Origin of the sequence: Arthrobacter sp. SW1 (assembly GCF_001766675.1) — a bacterium.
Classification (GTDB): domain Bacteria; phylum Actinomycetota; class Actinomycetes; order Actinomycetales; family Micrococcaceae; genus Arthrobacter.
In genome coordinates, this window is sequence record NZ_MJLT01000014.1 from 1 (window position 1) to 20,788 (window position 20,788).

General features: G+C 68.7%; 17 protein-coding genes. 11 read left to right on the plus strand and 6 right to left on the minus strand.

The features are described 5' to 3' along the window. Nucleotides 1-188 (minus strand): helix-turn-helix domain-containing protein (locus BIU82_RS19670; RefSeq protein WP_139146518.1); only part of this gene is annotated, 188 nt, incomplete at its 3' end. A 157-nt stretch (nt 189-345) separates the two neighbouring features. Here BIU82_RS19670 and BIU82_RS09420 point away from each other — a divergent pair. Continuing rightward, nucleotides 346-1,005 carry a 4'-phosphopantetheinyl transferase superfamily protein gene (locus BIU82_RS09420; RefSeq protein ID WP_253182734.1) on the plus strand — a complete coding sequence of 220 codons (660 nt, stop codon included), beginning with the start codon at nt 346-348 and terminating at the stop codon, nt 1,003-1,005. 33 nt (nt 1,006-1,038) lie between these two features. Here BIU82_RS09420 and BIU82_RS09425 read toward each other — a convergent pair whose 3' ends face one another. From BIU82_RS09425 to BIU82_RS09440, 4 genes are all read right to left on the minus strand, one after another. Next, nucleotides 1,039-2,406 (minus strand): M1 family metallopeptidase, encoded by a 1,368-nt coding sequence (locus BIU82_RS09425; RefSeq protein WP_070349222.1) that lies wholly within the window; start codon nt 2,404-2,406, stop codon nt 1,039-1,041. A 51-nt stretch (nt 2,407-2,457) separates the two neighbouring features. Then, nucleotides 2,458-6,366 carry a Pls/PosA family non-ribosomal peptide synthetase gene (locus tag BIU82_RS09430; RefSeq protein ID WP_070349223.1) on the minus strand — a complete coding sequence of 1,303 codons (3,909 nt, stop codon included), beginning with the start codon at nt 6,364-6,366 and terminating at the stop codon, nt 2,458-2,460. A 93-nt stretch (nt 6,367-6,459) separates the two neighbouring features. Next, nucleotides 6,460-7,425, minus strand: coding sequence for a quinone oxidoreductase (locus tag BIU82_RS09435; protein WP_070349224.1), 966 nt, complete (start codon nt 7,423-7,425; stop codon nt 6,460-6,462). Between the two features lie 91 nt (nt 7,426-7,516). Further along, the gene (locus tag BIU82_RS09440) at nt 7,517-8,605 is read right to left on the minus strand and encodes an acyl-CoA desaturase (protein WP_070349225.1); all 1,089 of its coding nucleotides are present in this window, start codon (nt 8,603-8,605) and stop codon (nt 7,517-7,519) included. A 171-nt stretch (nt 8,606-8,776) separates the two neighbouring features. On the opposite strand from BIU82_RS09440, the gene argC reads away from it, so the two are divergent. The 9 genes from argC (at nt 8,777) to BIU82_RS09485 (ending at nt 18,506) form a co-directional block, all read left to right on the plus strand. Continuing rightward, nucleotides 8,777-9,808 (plus strand): N-acetyl-gamma-glutamyl-phosphate reductase, encoded by a 1,032-nt coding sequence (gene argC / locus BIU82_RS09445; RefSeq protein WP_070349226.1) that lies wholly within the window; start codon nt 8,777-8,779, stop codon nt 9,806-9,808. Beyond that, nucleotides 9,805-10,971 (plus strand): bifunctional glutamate N-acetyltransferase/amino-acid acetyltransferase ArgJ, encoded by a 1,167-nt coding sequence (gene argJ / locus BIU82_RS09450; RefSeq protein WP_070349227.1) that lies wholly within the window; start codon nt 9,805-9,807, stop codon nt 10,969-10,971. Before argC ends, argJ begins: the two co-directional genes overlap by 4 nt. A 19-nt stretch (nt 10,972-10,990) precedes the next feature. After that, complete coding sequence (gene argB / locus BIU82_RS09455) at nt 10,991-11,956, plus strand: acetylglutamate kinase (RefSeq protein WP_070349228.1); 966 nt, start codon at nt 10,991-10,993, stop codon at nt 11,954-11,956. After that, the gene (locus BIU82_RS09460) at nt 11,953-13,275 is read left to right on the plus strand and encodes an acetylornithine transaminase (RefSeq protein ID WP_083292271.1); all 1,323 of its coding nucleotides are present in this window, start codon (nt 11,953-11,955) and stop codon (nt 13,273-13,275) included. Before argB ends, BIU82_RS09460 begins: the two co-directional genes overlap by 4 nt. Continuing rightward, entirely contained in the window at nt 13,272-14,267 is a 996-nt protein-coding gene (gene argF, locus BIU82_RS09465; RefSeq protein ID WP_070349229.1) for an ornithine carbamoyltransferase, read from the plus strand. Before BIU82_RS09460 ends, argF begins: the two co-directional genes overlap by 4 nt. Further along, on the plus strand, nt 14,267-14,797 hold the full coding sequence (locus BIU82_RS09470; protein ID WP_070349230.1) for an arginine repressor: 531 nt from the start codon (nt 14,267-14,269) through the stop codon (nt 14,795-14,797). The genes argF and BIU82_RS09470 overlap by 1 nt, the downstream gene beginning before the upstream one ends. A gap of 81 nt (nt 14,798-14,878) precedes the next feature. Beyond that, nucleotides 14,879-16,084, plus strand: a complete 1,206-nt coding sequence (locus BIU82_RS09475; RefSeq protein WP_070349231.1) for an argininosuccinate synthase — start codon at nt 14,879-14,881, stop codon at nt 16,082-16,084. 42 nt (nt 16,085-16,126) lie between these two features. After that, on the plus strand, nt 16,127-17,581 hold the full coding sequence (gene argH / locus BIU82_RS09480; RefSeq protein ID WP_070349240.1) for an argininosuccinate lyase: 1,455 nt from the start codon (nt 16,127-16,129) through the stop codon (nt 17,579-17,581). A 187-nt stretch (nt 17,582-17,768) separates the two neighbouring features. Then, the gene (locus BIU82_RS09485; protein WP_070349232.1) at nt 17,769-18,506 is read left to right on the plus strand and encodes a maleylpyruvate isomerase family mycothiol-dependent enzyme; all 738 of its coding nucleotides are present in this window, start codon (nt 17,769-17,771) and stop codon (nt 18,504-18,506) included. On the opposite strand, the gene BIU82_RS09490 is transcribed toward BIU82_RS09485, so the two are convergent. After that, nucleotides 18,412-20,025, minus strand: a complete 1,614-nt coding sequence (locus BIU82_RS09490) for an AlkA N-terminal domain-containing protein (protein WP_070349233.1) — start codon at nt 20,023-20,025, stop codon at nt 18,412-18,414. The genes BIU82_RS09485 and BIU82_RS09490 overlap by 95 nt on opposite strands. An 80-nt stretch (nt 20,026-20,105) precedes the next feature. Between BIU82_RS09490 and BIU82_RS09495 the strand changes: the two genes are divergently transcribed. Continuing rightward, the gene (locus tag BIU82_RS09495) at nt 20,106-20,783 is read left to right on the plus strand and encodes a DNA-3-methyladenine glycosylase (RefSeq protein ID WP_070349234.1); all 678 of its coding nucleotides are present in this window, start codon (nt 20,106-20,108) and stop codon (nt 20,781-20,783) included. Nucleotides 20,784-20,788 lie beyond the last annotated feature (5 nt).

Genomic DNA, 20,788 nt, shown 5'->3' on the forward strand with positions numbered 1-20,788 from the left:
TACGAGTGTTTCGTCGGCTTGGTCACCAACACCCCTTGCCCATGAATCCTCCACCGCCGATACAGCGACTTGACCGGCGTACTGGAGACACCCAGTAACCTGGCCGCCGCTTTGTACCCGATGCCCTCATCAAACAACGCTACAGCCGCCTCACGCTGTGCTGCGGCCAATGAACTACGTACGTGCATAAAACTGCTCCCCGGGAGTCGGAACTGAATTTCTCAGTCCAACTTCCGGGGAGCAGTTCACGTCCGCCGCGGGGACCATTCTTTGTCGTGCGCAGCGGTACGTTCCGAAGCGCTACGGTTGCATGGAGGGCATGACTCCGGAGGTGGGATGGACGGCGTGGCACTACGCTTGGAAGCGCTCGACGCCGTAGCGGCGCCACCCGGCGTCCTTGCCGCCGTCCATGCGGCGGCGGGGGAACGGGCAGCCGCTTTCGTGCAGGAACGTGGCCGCTCGGAGTTCCTCGCGGGACGGGCAGCGCTCCTGCTTTTCGCGGCCGGCCTCCTGGACGTCGACCCCGCGCGGCTGGAAGCGCGCTATGACTGCCCGCGCTGCGGTCCGGATGCCGGACATGGCCGCCCGGCCTTCCTGCTCGACGGCGGAGCTGCGCCATTGCTGCTCAGCGCCTCCCGGGCGGTGGGCAGGGTGCTGCTGGCCGGCGTCGTGCATCCGGAACCGGGCGTGCGGCTGGGAACGGACCTGGAGGACAGCACAAAGGTGGCCTTTGACGGCTTCGACGGCGTCGCGCTGACGGCGCGTGAGCGGGCCTGGGTGCAAGGGCTCCCCTCGGATGAACAGGCGTTGGGCCGGGCCCGGCTCTGGGCGCGGAAGGAGGCCTGGCTGAAGCGCAGCGGCGACGGCCTGCGCCGCGACCCCGCTACGGTGGAGGTGCTGGAGCTCCAGGGATTGGCGGACATCGCGCTGGACGGCAGCGAACCCGGCCTGGAGCTCACGGCACCGATAGCGGAAACACTGGTGGCCGCCGTCGCGCTCTATTGAGTCGCGCTCTTTTGAGTAGCGCCCTGACCGGCCTTATTCAGCCAGCGGCGGCAGGGCCTTGCGGTAGAGCCAGGGTTCCAACACGGCAGCACAATCCAGGCCCGGCACGAAGCCGTCGGCTGTGGCCACGAAATCCGCGGTGCTCACGGAGCCGTGCTTGAACTCCGCCGTCCAGCGGCGCAGGAGTCCAAAGAACGCTTCGTCACCGCATGCCGTCCGAACCGCGTGCAGGGCCAGGGCGCCGCGCTTGTAGACACGGTCATCGAACATCAGCTTCGGCCCGGGGTCGCCGACCAGCAGGTCCTGGGCTTCGCCGTCGAGCTTCCGCCAGGCTGCCGCGGCGCGGTCCGCGAGGGACATGGCCCCGGCTTCCTCGGACCAGATCCATTCCGCGTAGCAGGCGAAGCCTTCGTGCAGCCAGATGTCCTTCCAGCTGGAAACGGTCAGCGAGTTGCCGAACCACTGGTGGGACAGTTCGTGGGCGATCAGCCGCTGGGCTTCCCAGTCCGGGGACATGTGGTTGCGGCCGAAGATGGACAGGGTCTGGGCCTCCAGCGGGATCTCCAGCTCGTCCTCGGTGACCACGGCCGTGTATTCTTGGAAGGGATAAGGGCCGAAGCAATCCACGAAGGTGCGCATCATGTCGCGCTGCCGGGCCAGGCCTTCACGGGCCTCGGCGGCCATGGGGCGCGTCACGGCGATGTGCTGCGGAACCGTGGCCGGCCGCGGCGTGTCCGTGTGGTGCAGGCGCTCGGGTTCCGGACCGGCCGGCAGGAGTTCGTAGCGGCCGATCTGCACGGTAGCCAGGTACGTTGCCATCGGTTCCAGCTGTTCGTACACCCAGGTCTCGCGGCTGGACTTGCGGCTGTGCGAGATGAGGCGCCCGTTGCAGACGGCGCGGTAGTCGGCGTCGGTCGTCACACTGATCAGGTAGCCGGACTTGTGGCGGGGATGGTCATTGCACGGGAACCAGGACGCCGCGCCGTTGGGTTGCCCGGCGACAAGCACGCCGTCTTCGAGTTCCTCCCAGCCGACCTCGCCCCACAGCCCGCGCCGCGGCCGGGGGTTGCCGTCATAGCGGATGTCCAGGGTGAATGCCCGGCCGGCCTTGAGGGGCTCCTTGGCGGTGATGGCCAGGTGTTCGCCCCGGGCGCCGAACTTGGGTACTTTCTTCCCGTCCAGCAGCACCTTGCTCGCCTTCAGGCCCACCAGGTCGAGCACGATCTGCTGGGCATCCTCAAGGGCCACGCAGCGGAGCACCGCCCGGCCGCTGAGCCGGTTGCTCCCCAGGGCATAGTCCAGGTCCAGCTCATAGCGCTCCACGCGGTACGCCAGGCTTCCATGCTGGAGTGTGTAGGGGTCCTTGGCATCCGGCCGTGGGGCTGTCTCGTGGCGGGTCATGCTGTCTACGCTACCGGCCGGCACGGCCCACATCCGACGGGCCGGCGCACGTTACGGCCCTGTCCAAGGGCTGACGGGGTTGCCCATCCAGTACGTACCAGCGGGGACGGCCTCACCGCGCATCACGAGCGACGCCGGTCCCACCGTGCCGCCGTTGCCGATGCTCGCTTGCGGCAGAATGACGCCGTGCGGGCCCATGGTGGCGCCGTCTTCGAGTGTCACGCTGTCGATCGCCATGATCCGGTCGTGGAACAGGTGGGTCTGCACCACGCAACCACGGTTCACGGTGGAGCTGCGGCCGAGCGTGACAAGGTCGGCTTCGGGCAGCCAGTAGCTTTCGCACCAGGTGCCGCGGCCGATTTTCGCGCCCAAGGCCCGCAGCCACCACACGAGGGCGGGCGTTCCGGCGGCGGCGCGGGCGAACCATGGAGCGCTCACCATTTCGATGAAGGTGTCCACTACTTCGTTGCGCCAGATGAAGGAACTCCACAGCGGGTGTTCGCCGGCCTTGATCCGGCCCACCAGGAGCCACTTGGCGAGCACCGAGCTCAGCGCAGCCACCGCGCCGGCCAGCAGCATCACCACGCCGCCCAGCAGGGCGGCCAGCCAATACGAGGTGGCAGAGGCGATCCAGTCCAGCACCAGCATGATCCCGACGGCGATCCCCGCCGTCAGGACGACCGGAACCAGGCGGCACAGTTCCCATAGCCCGCGCCGGATCTTGAGTGCGGCCGGCGGATTGAAGGTGAGGCTCTTGTCGGCGTCGACCACGGTGCGGCGGAGCCGGACCGGCGGACTGCCCAACCAGGAGGTACCGGACTTTGCCTTGGCCGGCGTCGCGGAGAGCACGGCGACCAGCGAGTTCTTGGGAACGCTGCGCCCGGCCGCCGTCATGCCCGAGTTGCCCAGGAAGGAGCGCTTGCCGATCTTGGCCGGGGCGATCTTGATCCATCCGCCGCCCAGTTCGTAGGAGGCCACCATGGTGTCGTCGGCCAGGAATGCGCCGTCGCCGATGGTCGTCATCTTCGGCAGCAACAACACCGTGGACGCCTCGACATTGCGGCCCACCTTCGCTCCCAGCAGGCGCAGCCACACGGGAGTGAAGAGGCTGGCATAGACGGGGAACAGGAGGTCGCGGGCCAGGTCCAGGACCCGTTCGGTGGCCCACACCTGCCAGCCGGCACGGCTGTGCACGCGGTAATAGCCTTCCTTCAGGCCGAGCCCGAGCAAACGGGTGACGGCCAGGATGAGGAGGAGGTTGCACAGGAACCAGGCCAGGGCGGCGAAGGGCACCGAGAGCAGGAGTTCGGGCAGTGCCGCCTGCAGCGAGGACTTCCCGCGGATAAAGGCGAGCACCACCAGGGCGCCGGCGAACGCCGACACGTAGGGGATCAGGGCCAGGAGCGCGGAGGCGCCGGCGAAGGCAGCGAACCACAGCCGCCGGGCAGAGGTGGACGACGACGGCGCTTCCGGCCAGTCGTTCTTCGCCTTGCCGCGCCGTTCGGCCGGGGAGCCGGCCACCAGGTGCCCGGCCTTCACCTTGCCCGGCACCGCGGAGCCGGGCTCCACGCGGGCGCCGGCGCCGATGCTCGTACCCGGCATGAGGGTGCTGCGGGCCCCCACCGTGGCTCCGGCACCGATCCGGATTTCGCCGATGTGCACGGAATCGCCGTCCACCCACCAGCCGGACAGGTCCACCTCGGGCTCGATATTGCTGCCACTGCCCAGGCTCAGCATGCCGGTGACCGGCGGAACCGAGTGCAGGTGCACGTTATTGCCGATCTTCGCACCCAGCGCCCGGGCGTAGTACGGCACCCATGGCGCGCTGGCCAGGCTGACGGCGCCGGCGAGGTCCTGGATCTGTTCGGCGAGCCACAGCCGCAGGTGCACTTTGCCCGAGCGGGGATAGCTGCCCGGCGTGACGCCGCGCAGCAGGATCCTGGCGGCGGCTACCGCGATGGCCATGCGACCCAGGGGGCTGACGAACACCAGCCAGGAGGCCAGGATCCACCACCAGGACACCACGGGGGCGGCCGAGAACCCGGCGAGGTCGGCGAGCAGGCGGTTGGCGGCCATCAGGTAGGTCAGCCAGCGCATGCCAGTGAGGATATTCAGGAAGACGCCCATGAGCGTCTGGAACAGCTGCGACTTCGCCGCGGTGGGGCGCACGGAGCGTTCGACGGCGGGAGCCGGGCTGCCGCCGTCGGGCAGTGACTGCCGGGCGGCTTCGATGAGGGCGCCCACGCGCGGGGTCGCGTAGATTTCGGCCACCGTGATGGTGGGGTAGCGGACACGCAGCGCGGAGACGAGCTGGGCCGCGGCGAGCGAGCCGCCGCCGTAGGCGAAGAAGTCGGCGTCCAGGGACGTCACGGGGGAGCCCAGCACCGCTTCCCACTGTTCAACGATCCAGGCGGCGTCATTCGGGAGGTTCAGCGGCGCCTTGTCCGCATCGGCCGCGGCCGCGCCGGGCAGGGGCCAGGGGAGCGCGTGGCGGTCCACCTTGCCGCTGGTCTTCGTGGGCAGGGAATCCACGACGGCGAGCAGCGGCACCAGCGCCGCCGGCAGGCTTTCGGCCAGCAAGGCACGGGCCGCTGCGAGGTCGGGCTCCACACCGTCCGCCGGCGCAAGGTAACCCACCAGGATCTGGTTCCCGGCCGCCGTCGTGCGTACTGCGGCGGCGGCACCGGCGATGCCGGGCAGGGCCTGCAGCGCCGCGTCCACCTCGCCGAGTTCGATCCGGCGCCCGCCCAGCTTCACCTGCTCATCGGCGCGGCCCTGGAAGATCAGGCCTTCGCGCTCGTAGCGGACCAGGTCTCCGGAACGGTAGGCGCGCTCCCAGCCGAGCGTGGGCATCGGGGCGTACTTTTCGGCGTCCTTGGCCGGGTCCAGGTAGCGGGCCAGGCCCACGCCGCCGATGATCAGCTCGCCCGTTTCGCCTTCCGGCACCGGAACGCCGGAAGGATCGACGACGGCGAGGTCCCAACCGTCCAGCGGCAAGCCGATGCGCACGGGGCCGGGTCCGCCCAGCGGAGCCGCGCAGGCAACCACGGTCGCTTCGGTGGGCCCGTAGGTGTTCCAGACTTCGCGGCCGTCCACGGCGAGGCGTTCGGCCAGCTCCGGCGGGCAGGCCTCGCCACCGAAAATCAGCAGCCGGACGTTCTCAAGGGCTTCGGCGGGCCACAGGGCAGCGAGAGTGGGGACGGTGGATACCACGGAAATGCCGTGGTTGATGAGCCACGGTCCAAGGTCCATCCCGGAGCGCACCAGCGCGCGCGGGGCCGGCACCAGGCACGCGCCATGGCGCCAGGCCAGCCACATTTCCTCGCAGGAAGCATCGAAGGCCACGGACAGCCCGGCGAGCACGCGGTCCTGCGGCCCGATCGGCTCGGCCTGCAGGAAGAGCCGGGCCTCGGCGTCCACGAACGCCGCGGACGAGCGGTGCTGCACGGCCACGCCCTTCGGGGTGCCCGTGGAACCCGAAGTGAAAATGATCCAGGAGTCGTCATCCAGGCGCGGTTTGCGCGGGGCCGGGAACGGCGCCGGGCGCTCGCCGCGTACGTCCACGGCCAGGCCCGCCGTGACCACGGCGGCCACCTGTGCCTCGCCGAAGACCAGCCGGGCACGCTCCTCGGGATCGTCCGCGTCCACCGGAACGTAGGCTGCGCCCACCAGCAGGATGCCGAGGATCGCCACGTAGAGCTCGTTGGTGCCCGAGGGGATCCGCACCCCGATCTTGTGCCCGGCGCCAAGGCCCTTGCCGTGCAGGACCCGGCCGAAGGCGCGCACCGCGGCCAGGAGTTCGGCATAGCTCAGCGACTTGGTGCCGTCGTCGAGCGCTGAGGCCTCGGGAAAGCTGGCCGCGGTGGCTTCGAGGATGTCCACCAGGGTGCGTTGCGGGGGTGCCGCGGCGGCGCCGGGGAACTGCGGGAGGTACGTGGGCACGCGGTCGGCGTTGTCCATCGTGATGTTTTGCTCATGGGTCACCCCACGAGTTTTTCCCACCAAGGTGAACAAATGATGCTACGAATCGCCATGGCGTAACCGTTGCGTCATTTACGGAACCAGCAGCACCTTGCCGGTGGTCTTGCGGCCTTCGAGGTCCCGGTGTGCCTGCGCGGCTTCCGGCAGCGGGTAGCGGGCGCCGATCCGGACCTTGAGCGTGCCCTTCGCGGCGGCGTCGAAGATTTCGGCCGAACGCCAGTGGCGTTCCTGGGCGTTTTGCAGGAAGTGGCCCAGGGTGGGGCGGGTGACGCTGAGCGAACCGCCGGAGTTGAGGCGCTGCGGGTCGAACGGCGGAACCGGACCGGACGCCGCCCCGTACAGGACCAGCGTGCCGCGGATGCGCAGGCTCTCCAGCGAGGCGTCGAAGGTGTCCTTGCCGACGCCGTCGAACACCGCGTGCACGCCCTCGCCGTCGGTGAGTTCGCGCACCTTCGCTGCGAAGCCGTCATAGCGGAGCACGACGTCGGCGCCGGCCTCGCGGGACAGCGCCTCCTTTTCGTCCGAGGACACCGTGGTGATGACGCGCGCGCCGCGCGCCTTGAGCAGCTGGGTGAGCAGCAGTCCGACGCCGCCCGCGCCGGCGTGGGCGAGCACCGTCTGGCCCGGCTCCACCCGGAAGGAAGAGTTCATCAGGTAGTGGGCCGTCATGCCCTGAAGCGGCAGCGCGGCAGCGGTGAAGTCGTCGACGCCGTCCGGAACCGGCAGTGCCTTCTGCTCGTCGATGACCGTGTACCCGGCGTAGCTGCGGGCACCTTCAGCGGTGGCCACCCGGTCGCCGACCTTGAAGAGTTCGACGCCGTCGCCCACGGCTTCCACGGTTCCGGAGCACTCCGCGCCGGGCACAAAGGGGAAATCCACCTTGTAGAGGCCGCTGCGCTGGTAGGTCTCGATGAAGTTCACGCCTGTGGCGGCGACCTTCACCAGGAGCTGGCCCGGCCCTGCCACCGGGGTTTCCGCGTCGCGGTATTCGAGTACTTCGGGTCCTCCGGGTTGCCGGGCAATGATGGCGTGCGTCATGGCTCTCCTTTGCTCCGGGCAGGTGTTTCCGCGCCCGGTCCACCTGACCCATCCTAGGGACGGAGTCTGGGAAAGTGCCCGCAGGGCTTTCTCAGTAGCGGCCGTGCGTGGCAGCAAAGGGGCAGTCGAAGCCGCGGCCCGCTGACAGGCCGACCTCGTTGAGGTAGCGCACCACGATGCCGTAGGACTGCATCAACGTGGTCTCGGTGTAGGGAATGGAATGCGAGGCGCAGAAGCTCCGCACGATGGCCGCCGCGCGGTGCAGTTGCGGGCGCGCCATGTCCGGAAACAAGTGGTGTTCCACCTGGCGGTTCAGCCCGCCCAGGAGGAAGTCCATGAAGAGGCCGCCGGAAATGTTCCGCGAGGTCAGGACCTGGCGGCTCAGGAAGTCCACCCGTGTGTCCGCCGGCAGGACCGGCATTCCCTTGTGGTTTGGAGCAAAGGAAGCCCCCATGTAGAAGCCGTACACCACGATCTGCACGCCGAGGAAAGCGAAAGCCATGCCCAAAGGCAAGAAGCTGAAGGCAAGCACGGGAAGGAGCAGGAGCCGCGCGAGCAGGATAGGGGCTTCCACCCAGCGGTGCTTGACGTTGCCGCGGCCCAGGATGAAGCGCAACGAGTCGTACTGCAGGCTGATGCCCAACAGGCCGAGAAGGGGAAAGAAGAACCAGCCTTGTTTGCGGGTCAGGAAGGCGAATCGCCCGTTGCGGGCGGCCGCAGCATCCGCGTGGAACACCAGGGCGTTGTTCTTGATGTCCGGATCCTTGGAAATGACATTGGGATGGTTGTGGTGGGCGCCGTGTTTCTGCTCCCACCAGGCGTAACTGATGCCGGCGATCCCGGTGGCCAGGAGGCGTGCGGACCAGTCGTTGGCTTTGCGGGAGGCGAAGATCTGTTTGTGCCCGGCCTCGTGTGCCAGGAAGCTCAGTTGGGTGCAGACGACACCAACGGCGGCGGCGATGAGGAGCTGGTACCAGGAATCGCCCAGCAGGGCGAAGCCCAGCCAGGTGGCGGCCATCAGGGCCATGAGTGCGGCGAAGAGCCAGATATAGAAACCCCGGCGGCGTTCCAGGAGTCCCTCGGCGCGGATGTTCTTGAGGAGGTCGGCGTAGCTGCGGACCATCGGGTTGGGCTGGATGGCGCGTGTTTTCGGGCGCTCAGCGGTGGAAGTGGGTGCCATGGTGTGCTTGCCCCGAATCAGTAACGGGCAACGCTGCAGCCGACGTTCGGACTGCACGGTCTGGATCACCCTTCACTCAGGATACGCCCACGTTGCATGGGTCACAGTGTCCCGACGGCAGGCATGCATAAATATCGGCAACTATGCATAGTTTTCCTGTACAGTGTTGCCATGACTATTTCTGTTGCCGTGTCCGGGGCCAGCGGTTACGCCGGCGGGGAAGTGCTGCGCATCCTTGCCGGGCATCCGAACGTCACCATCGGCGCCATCACGGCGCACAGCAATGCCGGTTCCAGACTAGGGGAGTTGCAGCCGCATCTCCACGGTTTGGCCAGCCGGATCCTCGAAGACACCTCGGTGGAAAACCTCGCCGGACATGATGTCGTGTTCCTGGCCCTGCCGCACGGCGCCTCCGCGGAGATCGCCGCGCAGCTGCCGGAGGGCACCGTGGTGATCGACGCCGGTGCGGACCACCGCCTCGAAGACCCCGCTGCCTGGGAAAAGTTCTACGGTTCCGCCCACGCGGGCACTTGGCCGTACGGCCTTCCGGAACTCCCCGGCCAGCGCGAGAAGCTCAAGGGCGCCAAGCGCATCGCCGTGCCCGGCTGCTACCCGACCTCGGCCCTCCTGGCCCTGACGCCGGGGTTCGCCGGAAAGCTCCTGCAGCCCGACGACGTCGTGATCGTCTCCGCGTCCGGCACCTCGGGTGCGGGCAAGGCAGCGAAGGTCAACCTCATCGGCTCGGAAGTCATGGGCTCCATGAGCCCCTACGGCGTGGGCGGCGGGCACCGTCACACCCCCGAAATCGAACAGGGCCTGTCCAACGCCGCAGGGGAGCAGGTCACGGTGTCCTTCACGCCCACCCTCGCCCCGATGAGCCGCGGCATCCTGACCACCGCCACCGCCAAGGTGAAGCCCGGCGTCACGGCTGCCGAACTCCGCCAGGCCTGGTCCGATGCGTACGACGGCGAGCCCTTCGTCCACCTGCTGCCGGAAGGCCAGTGGCCGGCCACGAAGTCCGTGCAGGGCTCCAACCACGCCGTCATGCAGCTGGCGTTCGACGAGCACGCCGGCCGCGTGATCGTCACCTGCGCCATCGACAATCTCGCCAAGGGAACCGCCGGCGGTGCCGTGCAGTCCATGAACATCGCCCTCGGCCTGGACGAAAACGCCGGCCTGAACCTGCAAGGAGTCGCACCGTGACCATCACCGCACCCAAGGGATTCCGCGCCGCCGGCGTCAAGGCCGGCATCAAGGCCTCCGGCAACCCGGACCTCGCCCTCGTGGTCAACGACGGCCCGCTCAAGGCCGCCGCCGCCGTTTTCACGTCCAACCGTGTGGCCGCCGCTCCCGTGCACTGGTCCCGCCAGGTGGTCTCCGACGGCCGGGTGGACGCCGTCGTCCTGAACTCCGGCGGTGCCAATGCATGCACCGGCCCGCAGGGCTTCCAGAACACGCACGCCACCGCCGAAAAAGTGGCGGAGCTCCTCGGCATCTCGGCCTCCGACGTCGTGGTCTGCTCCACCGGCCTCATCGGCGAGCAACTGCCCATGGACAAGCTGCTGCCCGGCGTCGAAGCCGCCGCAGCGGAACTGTCCGAAGACGGCGGCTCCGCTGCCGCCGCCGCGATCATGACCACGGATACGGTCTCCAAGGAAGCCGTGTTCGCCGGGACCGACGCCGAGGGCCGCGAATTCACCATCGGCGGCATCGCCAAGGGTGCCGGAATGCTGGCACCGGGCCTCGCCACCATGCTCGTGGTCCTCACCACGGACGCCCAGGTCCCGGCGGAACTGCTCGACGTCGTCCTGCGGGACGCCACGCGCGTCACCTTCGACCGCGCCGACTCCGACGGCTGCATGTCCACCAACGACACCGTGGTCCTGCTCGCCTCCGGTGCCTCCGACGCCGTCCCCTCCGCCGAGCAGCTCGGCGCGGGCCTCACCCAGGTATGCGCCGAACTGGCCCGCAAGCTGATCGGCGACGCCGAGGGCGCCAGCCACGACATCGCCATCCGCACCTTCAACGCCGCCAGCGAACGCGACGCCGAAGTGGTCAGCCGGGCCGTGGCCCGCTCCAACCTCTTCAAGGCCGCCATCTTCGGCAAGGACCCCAACTGGGGCCGCGTGCTTTCCGCCGTCGGCACCACCGATGCCGCCTTCGAAGCGGACCAGCTCAACGTGGCCATCAACGGCGTGCAGATCTGCCGCAACGGCGGTATCGGCGAAGACCGGAACCTGGTGGACCTCGAACCGCGCGAGGTGCGTGTGGACATCGACCTGCAGGCCGGCGACGCCGAAGCCACCATCTGGACCAACGACCTCACGCACGACTACGTGCACGAGAACAGCGCCTACTCGAGCTAGGCATCAGGCAGGAGAGCCCGTGAACGCCCATACCCGCGAGACCACCTCCATGGCGGCCGCCCAGGACAAGGCGGCAACGCTGATCGAGGCACTGCCCTGGATCCAGCGCTTTGCCGGAAGCACCATGGTCATCAAGTACGGCGGCAACGCCATGGTCAACGATGAACTGCGCCGCGCCTTCGCCGAGGACATCGTCTTCCTCCACCACGTGGGCATCCACCCCGTGGTGGTGCACGGCGGCGGCCCGCAGATCAACTCCATGCTGGGCCGGCTAGGCATCGAATCCGAGTTCAAAGGCGGCCTGCGGGTCACGACGCCCGAGGCCATGGATGTGGTCCGCATGGTCCTCACCGGCCAGGTGGGGCGCGAACTGGTGGGCCTGATCAACTCGCATGGCCCCTACGCCGTCGGCATGTCCGGCGAAGACGGCGGGCTGCTGCGCGCCGTGCGCACCGGCACCGTGGTGGACGGCGAGGAAGTGGACCTCGGCCTGGTGGGCGAGGTGGTGGGCGTGGATCCGGCCGGGATCAAGGACATCCTCGACGCCGGCCGCATCCCCGTGATCTCGACGGTCGCCCCGGAAATCACGTACGACGGCGACGCCTCCGCATCGGGGGCGGGTTCCGGCTGGCAGACCACCGGGCAGGTCCTGAACGTCAACGCGGACACCGCCGCGGCCGCCGTCGCCTCCGCCCTGGGCGCGTCCAAGCTGGTGATCCTCACCGATGTCGAAGGCCTGTACGCCAACTGGCCGGACAAGTCCTCGCTGATTTCCTCGCTGACCGCTTCCGAACTGCGGGACATGCTCCCGTCCCTGGAGTCCGGCATGATCCCCAAGATGGCGGCGTGCCTCAAGGCGATCGACGACGGCGTGGAGCGCGCGCACATCGTGGATGGCCGCCTGGCGCACTCGATGCTGCTGGAAACCTTCACGACCGCGGGCATCGGCACGCAGGTTGTTCCCGATTCAGAGGAAGAGTCATGAGTAACGTCGAAGATCTCGACAAGCTCGATCACCAGAGCCCGGTGGTTGAGCCTGTCGAAACCGAGCCTGTCGAAACCCCGGTGGTTGAGCTTGTCGAAACCAAGGGCCACGGCAGCGGCGCCGAGTGGCTTTCCCGCTACTCTTCGTCACTGATGGGCGTCTTCGGCACCCCGCAGCGCGTCCTGGTGCGCGGCGCAGGCTGCCTCGTCTGGGACGCCGATGGCAAGGAATACCTGGACCTGCTTGGCGGCATCGCCGTCAATGCCATGGGCCATGCGCACCCCTTCGTCACCTCGGTGATCGCCAGCCAGCTCGCCACGCTCGGCCATGTGTCCAACTTCTTCACCAGCCCCACGCAGATCGCGCTCGCCGAGAAACTGCTGGCTGTGACCAAGGCGCCGGCGGGGTCCAAGGTGTTCTTCGCGAACTCCGGCACCGAGGCCAACGAGGCTGCGTTCAAGCTCGCCCGCCGCAACGGCGACGGCAAGCGCGGCAAGATCATCGCCCTCGAAGGCGCCTTCCACGGGCGCACCATGGGTGCCCTCGCGCTGACGGCGAAGGAAGCCTACCGGACGCCGTTCGAGCCACTGCCCGGCGGCGTGGTCCACATCCCGTTCGGCGACATCGACGCCCTGCGCGCCGCCGTCGACGAGTCCACCGCAGCCGTCTTCCTCGAACCGATCCAGGGCGAGGCGGGTGTCCGCCCGCTCAGTGCCGAATACCTGCAGGCGGCCCGCGAGGCGACCACCGCTGCCGGTGCGCTGCTCATCCTGGACGAAGTCCAGACCGGCATCGGCCGCACCGGAAAGTGGCTCGCCAGCGAGGACGCCGGAATCGTGCCGGACGCGATTACATTGGCCAAGGGCCTGGGCGGCGGCTTCCCGGTGGGTGCGCTCATCACCTTCGGCGACACGGTGTCGTCGCTGCTGTCCGCGGGCCAGCACGGCACCACCTTCGGCGGCAACCCGGTCGCCACGGCCGCGGCGCTGGCCACCCTGCATGCCATCGAAAGCCAGGGCGTGCTGGAGAACGTGCGCACCGTGGGTGCGTTCCTGCGGGACGGCCTGGCCGCCGTCGACGGCGTCACGGAAGTCCGCGGGGAGGGCCTGCTGATCGGCTTCGACCTGGACGCTGATGTTGCGCCGGCGCTGGTGCAGGCGGGCCTCGACGCCGGTTTCATCGTCAACAGCCCCGGCCCGCGCACCATCCGCCTGGCCCCGCCGCTGATCCTCACTACCGAACAGGCCGGCCGCTTCCTGGCCGCCCTGCCCGAACTGATCCAGACCGCTGTATCCCGGACCGCCAAGGACGCCCAATGACCACGCGCCATTTCCTCAAGGACACCGACCTCAGCCCGGCCGAACAGGCCGAGGTCCTCGAACTCGCCGCCCGCATGAAGGCCGCGCCGTACAGCGTGCAGCCCTACGCGGCCGAAGGCAGTGGACGCAAGACGGTGGCCGTCATCTTCGACAAGACCTCCACCCGCACCCGTGTCTCCTTCGCCACCGGCGTGGCGGACATGGGCGGCACCGCGCTCATCATCAACCCGGGCGAGGCGCAGATCGGGCACAAGGAATCCGTCGAGGACACCGCCAAGGTCCTCGAGCGCATGGTGCACACCATCGTGTGGCGCACCGGGGCGCACGCCGGCCTCGTCGCCATGGCGGAAAACTCCAAGGTTCCGGTCATCAACGCCCTCTGCGACGATTACCACCCCTGCCAGCTGCTGGCCGACCTGCTTACGGTCAAGGAGCACAAGGGCGAGCTGGCAGGCCTCACCATGGCCTACCTGGGTGATGCCGCGAACAACATGGCCAACTCCTACCTCCTGGCCGGGGTCACCGCGGGCATGCATGTGCGCATCAGCGGTCCCGAGGGCTACCTGCCCGCGGCGGACATCGTGGCCGCCGCCGAGGCCCGTGCAGCCGAAACCGGCGGCTCGGTGCTCATCACCACGGACGCCGCCGAAGCACTCAAGGGTGCGGACGTCGTCGCCACCGACACCTGGGTGTCCATGGGCCAGGAATCCGAAAAGGAAGCCCGGCTCCAGCTCTTCCGCGACTACTCCGTGGACGAGGCCGCAATGGCACAGGCAGCACCGGACGCCGTCGTGCTGCACTGCCTGCCGGCGTACCGCGGCTACGAAATCTCCGCCGGCGTCATCGACGGACCGCAGTCGATCGTCTGGGACGAAGCCGAAAACCGCCTGCACGCGCAGAAGGCGCTCATGGCCTGGCTCATGCACCAGTCCGGACTGGCCGTCGTCGAGGGCCTGGCGCCGGTTGATGCCGCTGCGGGGGAGCGCGGCTAGTGACCGCACAACCCCCGACGCCGGGCAGCAGCCCCGCCACGAAGACCGCCCGGCAGGCGCGGATCACCGCGATCCTGCGCGGCGAGAGCGTCCGCTCGCAGGCCGAGCTCGCCGCCCGGCTGGCGGACGACGGCGTGCAGGTCACCCAGGCAACACTGTCGCGGGACCTCGTGGAAATCGGTGCCGTGCGGGTGCGCGGCAGCGAAGGCGTGCTGGTCTACGCGGTGCCGGGCGAAGGCGGCGACCGGGCAGCCACCAGCGGCGTAGGCCAGGAAATCCTGGATGCCAGGCTGGAGAAGCTCTGCGGCGAACTGCTTGTCACGGCGGAGGCCTCTGCCAATCTGGTGGTCCTCAGGACGCCTCCCGGCGCGGCGAACTTCCTGGCGTTGGCGATCGACCATTCCGTGATGCCCTCGATTCTGGGCACAATTGCCGGGGACGATACCGTGCTGCTGGTCTCCCGTGATCCGCAGGGCGGGGAGGCCTTGGCGGCCCGTTTCCTGGCGATGGCGGAATCAAATTCCAACTAGCCGCCAGACGGTATGTATAAATACGCATAAGCCTGTATAGTCATTCACAATCACAATGATTTGTCCCAAAGGAGCACACTCGTGACTGAGCGCATTGTTCTGGCCTACTCCGGTGGCCTCGATACGTCCGTAGCCATCGGCTGGATCGGTGAAGCCACCGGCGCCGAGGTCATCGCCGTCGCCGTCGACGTCGGACAGGGCGGCGAGTCCCTGGAGACCATCCGCCAGCGTGCCCTTGGCTGTGGCGCCGTCGAAGCCTACGTGGCCGACGCCCGCGACGAGTTCGCCAACGAATACGCCATGCCCACGCTGAAGGCCAACGCCCTCTACCAGGGCCACTACCCGCTGGTCTCGGCGATTTCCCGCCCGGTCATCGTCAAGCACCTGGTCAAGGCCGCCCGCGAATTCGGCGCCACCACGGTTGCCCACGGCTGCACCGGCAAGGGCAACGACCAGGTCCGCTTCGAAGTCGGCATCCAGACCCTGGGCCCGGACCTGAAGTGCATCGCCCCGGTCCGCGACCTCGCCCTGACCCGCGACAAGGCCATTGCCTTCGCCGAGGAAAAGGGCCTGCCGATCGAGACCACCAAGAAGAACCCGTACTCGATTGATCAGAACGTCTGGGGCCGCGCCGTCGAAACCGGCTACCTCGAGGACATCTGGAATGCCCCCACCAAGGACATCTACGACTACACCGCCACCCCGGAATTCCCGCCGGCCCCGGATGAGGTCACTATTTCCTTCGAGCAGGGCGTCCCGGTAGCCATCGACGGCGTCAAGGTCACCCCGCTGCAGGCCATCCAGGAACTCAACCGCCGCGCCGGCGCCCAGGGCGTGGGCCGCATCGACGTCGTCGAGGACCGCCTCGTCGGCATCAAGTCCCGCGAAATCTACGAAGCTCCGGGTGCCATGGCGCTGATCACCGCGCACAAGCACCTCGAGGACGTCACCATCGAGCGCGAGCAGGCACGCTTCAAGGCCACCGTCGGCCAGCGCTGGTCCGAGCTGGTCTACGACGGCCAGTGGTTCTCCCCGCTCAAGCGCTCCCTGGACGCTTTCATCGAGGACACCCAGAAGTACGTCTCCGGCGACATCCGCATGGTGCTGCACGGTGGCCAGGCCGTCGTCAACGGCCGCCGCTCGGACACCTCGCTGTACGACTTCGACCTCGCCACCTACGACACCGGCGACACCTTCGACCAGTCCATGGCCCGCGGCTTCATCGAGCTGTGGGGCATGTCCTCCAAGGTTGCCTCCACCCGCGACCAGCGCGTAGCCGGAAAGTAAAAATCGGTGGTTGAGCAGAATTCGACTCCCGGCCAGGATCCGGTGGTCGAGCTTGTCGAGACCCAGGTTTCGACAAGCTCAACCACCAGTGCAACCAACGAAGGCGCCCTGTGGGGCGGCCGCTTTGCCGGCGGCCCCGCAGATGCCCTTGCCGCGCTGAGCAAGTCCACGCACTTCGACTGGCGGCTGGCCCGCTATGACATCGCCGGTTCCAAGGCGCACGCCCGCGTGCTGCACAAGGCCGGGCTGCTGGACGACGCCGAACTCGAAGGCATGCTGGCCGCCCTCACCCAGTTGGACGAGGACGTCGCCAGCGGCGCCTATCTTCCGGCCGAATCCGATGAGGACGTGCACGGCTCGCTGGAGCGCGGGCTTATCGAGCGTGCCGGCACCCAGCTGGGCGGCAAGCTGCGCGCTGGCCGTTCCCGCAACGACCAGGTGGCCACGCTCGGCCGGATGTTCCTGCGCGACCACGCCCGGCTGATCGCCCGCGGCGTGCTGGACACCGTGGACGCGCTCGTGGAGCAGGCCAAGGCCCACCATGGCGTGGCCATGCCGGGCCGCACCCACCTGCAGCACGCCCAGCCGGTCCTGCTCAGCCACCACCTGCTGGCCCACGCCTGGGCCCTGCTGCGCGATGTGCAGCGCCTCCAGGACTGGGACAAGCGGGCGGGCGTCTCGCCGTACGGCTCCGGCGCCCTGGCCGGCTCGTCGCTGGGCCTGGACCCGGAAGCGGTCGCCGCGGACCTGGGCTTCTACTCCGCAGTGCACAACTCGATCGACGGCACCGCCTCCCGCGATGTCTTCGCCGAGTTCGCCTGGATCTGCTCCATGATCGGCGTGGACCTCTCCCGGATTTCCGAAGAAGTCATCCTGTGGGCCACCAAGGAGTTCTCCTTCGTCACGCTGCATGATTCGTACTCCACGGGGTCCTCGATCATGCCGCAGAAGAAGAACCCGGATGTCGCCGAGCTCGCCCGCGGCAAGGCAGGCCGCCTGATCGGCAACCTGTCCGGCCTGCTGGCAACGCTCAAGGGCCTGCCGCTCGCGTACAACCGCGACCTGCAGGAGGACAAGGAGCCGGTGTTCGACGCCGCCGACACCCTGGAGCTGCTGCTCCCGGCCGTCTCCGGCATGATCGCCACCCTGAAGTTCAACAGCGAACGGATGGAATCCCTGGCTCCGCAAGGCTTCGCGCTGGCCACGGACATCGCGGAATGGCTCGTCCGGCAGGGCGTGCCGTTCCGCGAGGCGCACGAGCTCTCCGGTGCCGCCGTGAAGCAGGCCGAAAGCCGCGACGTCGAGCTCTGGGACCTCACGGACGAGGAGTACGCCGCGATCTCGGAGCACCTGACTCCGGAGGTCCGCACGGTCCTCTCCACGGAAGGTTCGCTCAACAGCCGCAACTCCCAGGGCGGAACGGCTCCGGCCGCCGTCGAACGCCAGCTGCGGGCCCTCGAGGCCGAGCTGCAGGGAGCGCGCGCCTACTCCGGCTGAACCCGGGTCTCGACAGGCTCGACCACCGACGTCCGGTGGTTGAGCCTGTCGCGTCCCGTCTCCGGTGGTTGAGCCTGTCGAAACCGGCCCGGTGGTTGAGCCTGTCGCGTCCCGTCTCCGGTGGTTGAGCCTGTCGCGTCCCGACGTCCGGTGGTTGAGCCTGTCGAAACCCCGCTAGCATTGCCGCATGACCGAGATCACACCGCAGGCACTCCTGGCCGAGCTCCACAAAGCAGCCGCCACCGCCGCTTCCGTCGTCGCCAAGCTTGACGACTCCGCTGTCGCCTCCCCTTCTGAACTGCCCGGCTGGAGCCGCGGCCACGTGCTGGCCCACCTGGCCGGGATCGCCAATGCGATGGCCCGCCAGGTTGAGTTCGCCGCCCGCGGCGAAACCGTGGAACTGTACGACGGCGGATATGAAGGCCGCAACCGGGAGATCGAGCTCGCCGCCGGCCACGACGCCGCGCAGCACCGGGCCTCGGTGGATGCCGCTTTCGCCCGCGTGCTGGCGGCCTTCGACGCGTTGGGGGAGGACGGCTGGTCCGCGCCGATCAGCTACCGCAACGGCACCGCGTTCGACGGCGGACTCGCCTTGTGGCGCGAACTCACCATCCACACCGGGGACCTCGGCACCGGATTCGGGCCGGAAACCTGGAGCCGGACGTTCTGCGAGCACCTCTTCCGCTTCCTCGAAGCGCGTGTCCCGGAGGGCATCAAGCTGGTCCTCCAGCCGCTTGCCCTTCCGCAGCTCACCTTGGGTTCCGGCGCGCGTTCCATCGCGGTCAACGGAATGATCACGGACATCGCCGCCTGGCTGGCCGGGCGTACCCCTACGCTGGGGAGCCTGCGGGCGTCCGAAGCGGCCGACGGCGTGGAGTTGCCTGAACTGCTCCCGTGGCCTTCGGGCGCGCCGGCAACGAAGTAGCCGCTGTACCGCCGGCCGCGGCGGCCCGCCACAGGTGCAGGGTGGCGTAGGAACGCCATGGGCTCACGTTGCCGAAATCGCCAGGCAGGCCGGAAGCATCCGGCAGCACCTTGAGCCCGTTCCGCACCGCGGCATCATTGGCCAGAAGCACATCCGGTTCGCCGGGCACCCGCATCGCCACGTAGCCCACCGTCCAGGGCCCGACGCCGGGCAGCGGCAGGAGCTTTGCGGCCAGCGTCAGGTGCGTATCGCCATAGCCGAAATCCAGTTCGCCGGATGCCATCGCCCGGGCGGCGGCCAGCAGGGAGTCGATGCGGCGGCGCGGCCCACGCAGCAGCTCCGCTCCCGCGTCGGCGATCTGTCCGGATGTGGGAAACAGCGTGGTGAGATGGCCGCCGTCAGGAATTCCGGCCTTGTCAGCCGCAAGCGGCGTGCCGGCGGACGCCAGCCCGGTCAGGGCGGTCCGGGCCGTGGCAACGGTGATCTGCTGGCCGATCATCGCCCGGACCAGGAGTTCCTGCGGATCCACGGCGCCCGGCAGACGCATGCCCGGTGCCGCGTGTACCGAGGCCGTGAGCCGCGGGTCGCCGGCCAGCACCTCGTCGACGGCCAGCGGGTCGGCGTCGAGGTCGAAGAGGCGGCGGACGCGTCCCAGCAGGGCCGGGAGATCGTGGAGGTCGAGTCCTTCGACGGACAAGGTCAGCTCCCTCGCAGCGGACGGGCCGGCGTCGAACTCCACCCGGAAACGCGCCGTTGAGCGCGGCAACCGCAGCGTCCGGGCATAGGAGTAGATGCCGTCGGCGAGGCCGGAATGCTCAATCCCAGGCACGGCGCGCACGGCCAGGAAATCGAAGATGCCGGGATCGAAGGGCGGCCGGAACGGAAGCCGCACGGTCAGCGCGGAGGCTTCAGCTTTCGCAGCCTCGCCCGCCCGCCGGGAACCATCCCTCAGCGCACTCTCCCTCAGCGCACTTTCCCGCAGTGCACTGGGCGTCAGCGCGAAGACTTCGCTGATGGTGTCGTTGAACTGACGGACGCTGTTGAAACCGGCCGCGAAGGCGACGTCGGCAAGGCGCATGTCCGTGGATACCAGCAGCGTCCGGGCCGTCTGGGCGCGGCTCGCCCGTGCAAGGGCCAACGGCCCCGCGCCAAGTTCTTCCCTGAGGATCCGGTTCAGCTGCCGGGAGGAGTATCCCAATTCCCGGGCCAGGCCCTCGACCCCGGAACGGGACACCACGCCGTCGTTGATGAGCCGCATCGCCCGCCCGGCAACATCCGAGCGCAGGTTCCAGGCAGGCGTACCGGGCACCGCCTCGGGCAGGCACCGTTTGCACGCGCGGTAGCCGGCCTCGTGCGCCGCGGCGGAGGTTTCGAAGAAGGTCACGTTGGCGGCCTTGGGCGTGCGGGCCGGGCACGACGGCCGGCAGTAGATGCCCGTGGACCGCACCGCCGTGACGAACTGGCCGTCGAAACGGGTGTCGCGGGCGTCGATCGCACGGTAGCGCTGCCAGAAGTCCATGGCTCCATGCTGCCAGCCCGGCGACCAGGGGACTAGCGGAAATCGGACACGGCTGCGGCGCCTCTGCTAGGGTCTGGAACATGGGCGCGCTGCAGGCCTCCGATGTCCGGGAGGTGTTGTCCGCGGATCCACGGGAGGTGGCTCCGTGGCTGCTTGGCGCGGTCCTCAGCCACAGCACGGACCAGGGGACCGTCTCCGTGCGCCTCACTGAAGTCGAGGCCTATCTCGGCCCGCACGATTCCCATCAACCGGACCCCGGCTCGCACACTTTCCGCGGACGCACGCCGCGGAATGCGCCCATGTTCGGCCCGGCAGGGCACCTTTACGTGTACTTCACCTACGGCATGCACTACTGCTCGAACATCGTCTGCGGGCCGGACGGTGTCGCCTCCGCGCTGCTGCTGCGCGCCGGCGAGGTGGTCGAAGGCTTGGACCTCGCCCGTGCCCGCCGCCCTGCCAGCCGTGCTGACAAGGACCTCGCCAGCGGCCCGGCCCGCCTGGCAACCGTCCTGGGGCTCACGACGGCGGACAGCGGCAACGATCTCCTCAAGCCTCCTTATGGGCTGCTTCTGCCCGCCGCGCCGGTTCCGGCGGAACTGATCGCGAGCGGGCCGCGCGTGGGAGTGGCCGGCGACGGCGGCAGCCATGACTATCCGTGGCGGTACTGGCTGGCCGGAGATCCCACGGTGTCCAAGTACAAGCCGGCGGTGCCGAGGGTGCGCAAGGGCACCCAGGCGCGCAGGGCAGACCTCGGCTGAAGGGG

Bases quoted from the DNA above. Each gene is read 5' to 3' on its own strand.
- BIU82_RS09435 (WP_070349224.1), bottom strand. From the start codon at position 7,425: ATGACGCACGCCATCATTGCCCGGCAACCCGGAGGACCCGAAGTACTC.
- BIU82_RS09460 (WP_083292271.1), top strand. From the start codon at position 11,953: ATGAGTAACGTCGAAGATCTCGACAAGCTCGATCACCAGAGCCCGGTG.
- BIU82_RS09430 (WP_070349223.1), bottom strand. From the start codon at position 6,366: ATGGACAACGCCGACCGCGTGCCCACGTACCTCCCGCAGTTCCCCGGC.
- argC (WP_070349226.1), top strand. From the start codon at position 8,777: ATGACTATTTCTGTTGCCGTGTCCGGGGCCAGCGGTTACGCCGGCGGG.
- BIU82_RS09485 (WP_070349232.1), top strand. From the start codon at position 17,769: ATGACCGAGATCACACCGCAGGCACTCCTGGCCGAGCTCCACAAAGCA.
- BIU82_RS09425 (WP_070349222.1), bottom strand. From the start codon at position 2,406: ATGACCCGCCACGAGACAGCCCCACGGCCGGATGCCAAGGACCCCTAC.
- argF (WP_070349229.1), top strand. From the start codon at position 13,272: ATGACCACGCGCCATTTCCTCAAGGACACCGACCTCAGCCCGGCCGAA.
- BIU82_RS09440 (WP_070349225.1), bottom strand. From the start codon at position 8,605: ATGGCACCCACTTCCACCGCTGAGCGCCCGAAAACACGCGCCATCCAG.
- BIU82_RS09495 (WP_070349234.1), top strand. From the start codon at position 20,106: ATGGGCGCGCTGCAGGCCTCCGATGTCCGGGAGGTGTTGTCCGCGGAT.
- BIU82_RS09490 (WP_070349233.1), bottom strand. From the start codon at position 20,025: ATGGACTTCTGGCAGCGCTACCGTGCGATCGACGCCCGCGACACCCGT.